7 protein-coding genes are annotated in these 7,003 nt (G+C 65.5%); 5 read left to right on the forward strand and 2 right to left on the reverse strand.

Annotated features, from left to right (window positions below; genetic code table 11):
* On the reverse strand, window positions 1–835 hold an 835-nt coding region (locus F0Q45_RS23160; RefSeq protein ID WP_149656138.1), incomplete at its 3' end, for a DUF732 domain-containing protein.
* Window positions 836–2,190: 1,355 nt separating this feature from the next.
* Here F0Q45_RS23160 and F0Q45_RS29630 point away from each other — a divergent pair.
* The 5 genes from F0Q45_RS29630 (at window position 2,191) to F0Q45_RS23180 (ending at window position 6,245) form a co-directional block, all read left to right on the forward strand.
* Entirely contained in the window at window positions 2,191–2,703 is a 513-nt protein-coding gene (locus F0Q45_RS29630) for a hypothetical protein (RefSeq protein ID WP_262491132.1), read from the forward strand.
* A gap of 26 nt (window positions 2,704–2,729) precedes the next feature.
* Window positions 2,730–3,494 (forward strand): hypothetical protein, encoded by a 765-nt coding sequence (locus F0Q45_RS23165; RefSeq protein WP_262491133.1) that lies wholly within the window; start codon window positions 2,730–2,732, stop codon window positions 3,492–3,494.
* Between the two features lie 855 nt (window positions 3,495–4,349).
* On the forward strand, window positions 4,350–4,736 hold the full coding sequence (locus tag F0Q45_RS23170; RefSeq protein WP_149656134.1) for a hypothetical protein: 387 nt from the start codon (window positions 4,350–4,352) through the stop codon (window positions 4,734–4,736).
* A 192-nt stretch (window positions 4,737–4,928) separates the two neighbouring features.
* A complete protein-coding gene (locus F0Q45_RS23175; protein ID WP_149656135.1) occupies window positions 4,929–5,111 on the forward strand; it encodes a hypothetical protein in 183 nt (60 codons plus the stop codon).
* A gap of 729 nt (window positions 5,112–5,840) precedes the next feature.
* Window positions 5,841–6,245: a hypothetical protein gene (locus tag F0Q45_RS23180; RefSeq protein ID WP_149656136.1), complete on the forward strand. Its 405-nt coding sequence runs from the start codon at window positions 5,841–5,843 to the stop codon at window positions 6,243–6,245.
* 264 nt (window positions 6,246–6,509) lie between these two features.
* Here F0Q45_RS23180 and F0Q45_RS23185 read toward each other — a convergent pair.
* A partial coding sequence (locus F0Q45_RS23185) for an HAD-IC family P-type ATPase (protein ID WP_149656137.1) occupies window positions 6,510–7,003 on the reverse strand: 494 nt, incomplete at its 5' end.

The raw sequence follows: 7,003 nt of genomic DNA on the forward strand, positions 1-7,003 counted from the left end.
GCGGCGGCTCTTGCGGTGGTGGTGGCGGCTCGTGCGGTGGTGACGGCGGCTGCTGCGGTGGTGGCGGCGGCTGTTGCGGGGGCGGAGCCGGCGCGATCAGCCGGGGCGGTATCAGGACCTGCGCCGGCGGCGGCGGTGGTGCCGGAATCTCCGGCGGGTTCGGTAATCGAGGATCTCCCTGGGGAACCGTTCTGATCAGCGAGACGAGCACTGCGCCAGGCGCTGCCCGGTCGGACCATTCATCCCGATAGCGGCCCGCGACGAACACCCCGCGGTCCATCACGGGAGACAGCCGCAGCGCAGGGGTCGGTGTCGGTTCCTGCCACGCCGCGGGCATGCTGATCATGTCCAATGCCGGCGGCGCCTTGCGGCGATCGCTTCCCGAGTTGACCGCGCTGTGCCTGGGGGCGGCTTCGGCGCCCAGCGGCTCCTCCGATCTCGGCGCCGAATCAGCCATGATGGAAGCTATCTTGCTCTGATCGTAGGGGCAGTAGATCTGCACTGCCGCGGTGACGAATCGGGTCATGGTGGTCGTGAGCCGGGCGGGGTATAGGCGCATGGCTGGGTCAATGTTGTACGCATCGTTCCTCAACGCGTCGACCAAGGCGTCTACGGGCATGCCGCCATCGAGCTTGCGACAAACTTTATGGGCTGCGGCGATGACGCTGGGTACGTTCTGGACGGCGGAGATCTCGTTCTTATCGAGCAGTGCCAGAAACTGGTCGTCCTGGTTCGGGTCGGCCGCAGCTGCGCCGTCGCGCAGAATTGCGGTGCCGGCTAGCACCGCGATGGCCGTAACCAGGGCGCCGGCGTGGCTAGTGATGCCGGCGAACATGGCAGGGGTTTCCATTCTGTTAGGCCATCTCCATGATGGCTTCTCAATGGTTGGTCGACGCCACACGTGTGGCCGTCTGGTAGAAACCGCGGCATCCGTCTTGGAATCGCCGCTGTTTGGCTTCGAGGAACCCGGCGTTCAACGCGTGATCGCTCAAAGTAGCTACACGCCAAGGCAATTCAGAATGGCGCCGAGTAGCGTCAATGGTTGCGGTGGGACGAGTCGTCCCGCAGCAAGTTCGCGATCTTGGTGACGACGAAATAGACATCGACACCGGTCGCGCGACAACTGCTGGCACCTGACCTGAACCGGCTGCGGTGCATCGGCTTGGCAAACCTGCATCGAACATCGGAGGGATTCCGGAAAACGAAGGGAATGATGCGAAAACTCCGAGGACTCGGAGAAACAGCGAACACGGCTGTCGTGTCAGGGAAGAGTTGTCATTTATTCTCCTTGAGGCTCTGTGGCTGGGATCGCTGACACCGTTAATCCGACCACGCCCGCTGACGGTCGCGGTGCGGACCGAGGCCCTTCGTCTGCTGTCCGCTGACTCCGACTCGGGTCCATCGCCATCACGGCCGAACGTCAGGCTGCTGTGTATGATCGCCAGCCGGCAGCGCCGGCACTGCCGGCGTAGCGCTCCGGCGGCACCGACTAGGTCCACAACCGCCCCGGGCCACGTCGGGGCGGGCCGAGACACGCGAGCAGTGGCGAAGTGATGGTGTCTGCGTCCGGGCCCGCATGTGAATAGTTTATACCCTATCCCCGTATACGTAAATTGTCGCGCGGTGATCATCGTGGCCATTCTGCACCGCCGGCGACTACCGTGGGCAGGCGATGACGTCCCCAGCGACGGTAGTGACCCGGGCGCCGGCTTGCCTGCTCGGACTCGATCGCGGGCACCCCCGCTCGTGGGTTCAGCAGCTGGGGGATGGTGTCAGTTTCGGGCGGGTGGGGGTTCCTCGGTGCCGGGCCGGCCCTGGGTCCGCGGGTGCCCGGCGGCACTCGATTCCGCGTCTACCTCGTGCTGAAAATTGCTGCCCCAGAACCTTGGCCGCACGGTTGGCCCCACTGAGGAGGCCGGGCGAGTTCGCAATCGCAGTTCCGACGGGCCCAGAGCCCCGAGCCGCTCAGAACGTCACCTGCGTGACCGCCTTGGGCCGCGCCGCCTCTTCCCGGCAGCCCCCACGAGGCTACACACGCGTCAGGCGTGGCGGGGTGGACGCGGCTCCGCTCGCGCGGTGGAGCTGGGCCGCGATGCTCCCGCATGCGCTGATGACGCGCGGGGCAAGTCTCGCATACAGGGGACCTAAGTCCCTACCCCGTATAGGTATTGGCGCGTGACAATACGGGTGGTGAGATCGCCCCTAGCCCACGGCACCGGAGAACACAATGGACTGCTCGAACCGCTCGATGCCGCACCCCGACGCGGCCCGCTGTTGTGCGACCTGCGCCAGTCCCCTGCATTCATTTATGAAGCGGTCCCGGCATGTCGCGCCCATCCCGACGAACCCCTGCGGGCGGGGGCGCTGGCGGTGATGAGCACGCTGATGCCGCACCGGTCGGGCGGACGCCACCACATCTACCGTGGTGCAATCTGCTCGGCGCTGCTGGCAGCGTTGATCGCCGCGGCGTTCGGCGTCCATGCGATCGCGTTGGTACCGGTGGCGGTTGCGCTGCCGGCGGCGGTGTTGACCCATCATCATGGATCGGGGCGGCGGTTCTGCTCTCCCTGGGGTTCGGTGTGGGCGTGGGCCTGCCGGAGCACACCGTCACCGAGCCGGTGCTGTTGGCGGTGCCGAACCACCGACTGCCTACGCGCGCCACGCTGCGCCGACCAGCACACTGGCCGCTGCATCTCGGCCTGAAAACCCCAGCTATCCAAGGAGTCACGATGTCATCACCGCCGCTGCACACTCCCCCACCGCTGCACTACCCCGCAAGCCAGCGGCGGGTTGGCCGCTGGCTGCGCCCGAGTGTGGTCGCCGCCATCATCGGCGCGGTCATCCTCGTCGCCGCGACCGTGACCGCGGCCGTCGTTCTCAGCGGCCCGGCTCGCCTGCCCACGCTGCCGTTGTCACTGCGCGGCAGTCAAGCCGCCAGGGCCACCCCCGCCGAGTCCGGTATGTCCCGACCACCGAGCCCGGCGGAGGGGCCCGCGCGTGCATCAACCAGAGTGGGAGGCTGGGCAGTGATGCTCACCTCGGCGGGTCCCATCGATATCGGCCAGGGCGTCTCGATCACTCCCGCGCCGGGCTGGAAACTGTCAGACAAGCGCGCGAACTCAGTGGCGCTGCAGAACGCCGACGCCAGTGCGCGGATGTACGTCACCGTCAAACCCTCTGATGAGACAGATGCCGTCGCCGTTCTGCAGGCCGACATCAACCAGTCGATCAAGGAATGGAACGGTGTGACCGGCGTCTTGCTGGGCAAGCCCGCCACGAAAACGCTGCAAAGCAACATTTTTCAGCAAGCCGCCGCTATCGACTACATCGCTGGCTTGTCAACCCAAGAGGGATCAGTCGCCCTGGTCGGCACATTCAGTGAACTGTTGAACACCTCGAATCGGGTGTCGGTCTTCATCGACTACAGGCACAGTGGCCAAGCGCCTGACCAAGCCGTCGTCGACGGCAAGAACATGCTCGGGTCCATGCTCTAACCGCTCCGTTGACCACCGACCCGTGATCGGGGCTTGCCGGCTCGGCATCCACTGTCCGGTTGCGGGCAGCCGCATCGTCACCGCCGCTCATGGGTCATCACCGGGCATCCGGGTGGCGGGCGACTGAATGAACGGACCGTCTCGGCCGCGGCGCGCGCGATGTCGCACCGTTCGCGAATGGCTTGCAGCAGCCCACAACCACTGCGACGCAACGATCTTGGGTCGGGTGGACCTCACGTGGGCACACGATGGCGGGCGCCGGCTTTCAGGCGCCGGCACCGTAGCGTACCTGCCCGATGACAGGACATGGCAGCGAAACGCCAGGGCCCGGGAGGTGGTCAGCGCCACCGCTGGGTGCCCAGCAGACGGCGCGACGACGCCACCTGCCGCGCAGCGTTCATCGCAGCACAAGGCGAGATCGGCGCTGAACCGCGAAGCGGCCCAACCTGATTGCCCCCTGCACGCCCTACTTCGCCGTCATCCTCGCCCGCCCAACATCCTGGATCGTCTGCGGACTGCTCTGCTCGACGAGAACCGAGGCTGGAAGCCATTCGCGTGTCCACCGTCCAACACCTCGACGTGGTCTGAAAACCGACCCCTTGTCCTCGAAAAGGAGCCAGCGTTCAACTGCCGCTGGACACTGGCCCCGTCCTCGGCCGATGCTCTTCGGCGATAATCGAGCTATCCGACTCTGGCGGGTTTTACCGATAATACCATTGCGGGGTACGTGTATATCTCAACGATTGCCTCTTTGGATGTGAAACTCCCTTGTAGATTAGCGCGATCCCGAGAAGCGATGCACTTTAGTGACCTGCTCCCTACCCCTGCGGGGTATCACATGGCATCATTCGGTCCATGACTCAAACACCACAATCCGACGAACAGACCGCCACAGCAGGGCAGAACCGGCATGACGAACGGTCCGGGCGGCACGGGTGGCTGGACCTGAATCAACTGTTGACCTGGGTGGGCATCATCGCCGGTGTCGTATTCATCGTTGCCCTGGTCTTCTTCTCCGGGTTCTTTCTGGGCCGGGCCACCCATGGCGCCTACGGCGGGAACCGGATGCCCGACGGCGGACGTGACGGCACCTGCCCGATGATGGATCCCGGGGGGATGATGGGACCGGGCGGAATGATGGGACCGGGCGGAATGATGGGACCGGGCGGAATGAGTCCGGGAGGATCGATGGGTCCTCAGCAGACACCCAGCACGACGGCACCGCCCACGCCGCGTCCCTAGCCGCAACGGGGGAACGCCCAGAGCTGCGCGGCGCCCAGCACGATTAGCCGTCGCCGCGGTCACTTTCGCACTTCGTTGTCGACCACACACCGCAGCAGCGCAGACCCATGAAAGGGGTGGGGACGTGGTGACCACTCGCCGGCGCGGAAGGCGGCGCTCACCGTCGCCGCGATCGGAGCCACCGCCGCGCTGATGCTCCTAGCGCTCCCGCTGATCCCGTCGGTGGGCGCCCAAATCGGCAGCGGCGTCATGGCCGAAATGGGTATGTTGCCCGAAGTGCCTGTACATCCGGTGGTGCACTTTGGTGCCATCGCCCATGGCCCCGACCGGCCCCTGGGGCAAAACGCGGGGTTGCACATCTCAAGCGCCTGCTGAGCAGGTCGCGTTGGAACGGTGTGGGCTCGATACGTGCAAAGTGCTCAACAACTCGGCGGGGCGTCGCGCACCCGATCAGTCGCTCGTCGCACCAGACGGCGTACACGAACGCGATCAACGCCGCGATGACGTCGGGCCCACAACGGAATAACCCAAGCACGAAGAGCGCCTCCACCGCCGTCAACCGGGACGACGGTCAGCAGGCGCCGATGGCGTGATACTCCTGGCAACTGCGTGTGCTGGTCAGTGCGGGCAACTGCGTGTGCTGGTCAGTGCGGACACCTCGTCGGGGGTTCGGTGGTGGATGAGCCTGGTCAGTGACTAGGTCCCCCGCGGCCGCATCCGCTGCGGTGACTTCGCAACGACTACGACGTCGCCGCTGCTGATAGCAGCACCGGTTCGGCCCAGCTGGGCGGCCCCTCGCCGCGCACGCGCACAATGTGCGATCAGGACAGCCAACGATTGCAAAGACGTCGGTCAGCGGGCCGTGGCGGCGTGCGTTAATCCGCGCAGACGCAGAACGGCGGACCCGGGGTGGAACTTGTTCCGACTGCTCGACGAACACGACGAACAGCGTTGGGCAGCAGGTGTACACTCTCATCTTGGCCCGCCGGGTGTTATCAGTGCGGATAGGACGGCAACGGACTGCAAGGCCCTCATGGCCAGCCGTGTTTCGGCTGACGGCCCGGTCACGGCGGGAACAGCGACCTGCGAGGTCCAAGGAGAAGCGTGACGGCACCTGAGACGCTGGGCCCATCAGAGACGGCCGACCGCTCACTTCATCTGATCATCGACGCCATCGAGACCAACCCCCACAGACCGGGTGCAGACGTCGACGTGACCCTGTACCTGCCATGGGGAGCCGTGAGAGGCACCATCGAGCCCTGCTGGTATTTCGACCAGAAACTTCTCGGCTACCTCCAAACAGTCGGCGTCGACCACAATCAACGGATTCCGACCGACGACACCTGCCCAAACTGCCCCAACGGGGGTGCGTCGCACGTATACGTGCACTTGTCCCAGGTGGCGTATCACCGAAATAGCGGTGAGGTCGACCTCCATGATCAGCTTCGCCTGCGTCTGGCCGACGTCACCTCCTGGACCTTCGGTCGCGGCGAGGTCACGGCCCGCTGAATGTGCGCCCGTCCTGGGTGCGATGTCGCCTGGAGCAATCCCGGCGCAGAGCAGCCGGTCAGCACAACGCGATCCGAGTACGATGATTTCGATGTAGGTCCTGACCATCCAGGCGTAGGTCTTGGCGAAGGCGGGCGAGGATTTGCACGGGATCGCAACAGCGGCGGGGCCGCGCGACAGCATAACCGGCCGTGGCGACAACGACTTTCAATCTAGTACACCGCGCGGCCCGCCAGCGAACCCGAGACCCGCGCTGGCACCACGTCACCGAGTGTGCCGCTGGAAGTTATTGAGCCGCAGGCTATTGCTAATGACGAACACCGACGACAACGCCATCGCGGCACCGGCCAGCATCGGATTGAGCAGCCCGGCAGCGGCAAGCGGTAATGCGGCGATGTTGTAGGCGAACGCCCAGAACAGATTCCCTTTGATCGTGGATAATGTCTTGCGCGAGAGCCGGATCGCGTCGGGAACCGCGCGCAAGTCGCCGCGGACCAAGGTCAGGTCGCTGGCCTCGATGGCGACGTCGGTGCCAGAGCCCATCGCCAGACCCAGATCGGCCTGAGCCAGCGCGGCCGCATCGTTGACGCCGTCGCCGACCATCGCCACCACTTTGCCGTCTTCCTGCAGCCGCCGCACAGTATCCACTTTGTCTCGCGGCAGGACCTCCGCGATGACGTGGTCGATGCCCACCTGAGAGCCGATCGTGCGCGCTGCGGTCCAGTTGTCGCCGGTGAGCAAGATCGGCGTCAGACCCA

The organism is Mycobacterium simiae (genome assembly GCF_008370645.1).
Taxonomy (GTDB): domain Bacteria; phylum Actinomycetota; class Actinomycetes; order Mycobacteriales; family Mycobacteriaceae; genus Mycobacterium; species Mycobacterium simiae_A.

What these genes read in the sequence shown, in the direction of transcription:
- F0Q45_RS23165 (WP_262491133.1), top strand. Translation starts at nt 2,730, where the DNA reads ATGTCATCACCGCCGCTGCACACTCCCCCACCGCTGCACTACCCCGCA.
- F0Q45_RS23170 (WP_149656134.1), top strand. Translation starts at nt 4,350, where the DNA reads ATGACTCAAACACCACAATCCGACGAACAGACCGCCACAGCAGGGCAG.
- F0Q45_RS23175 (WP_149656135.1), top strand. Translation starts at nt 4,929, where the DNA reads ATGCTCCTAGCGCTCCCGCTGATCCCGTCGGTGGGCGCCCAAATCGGC.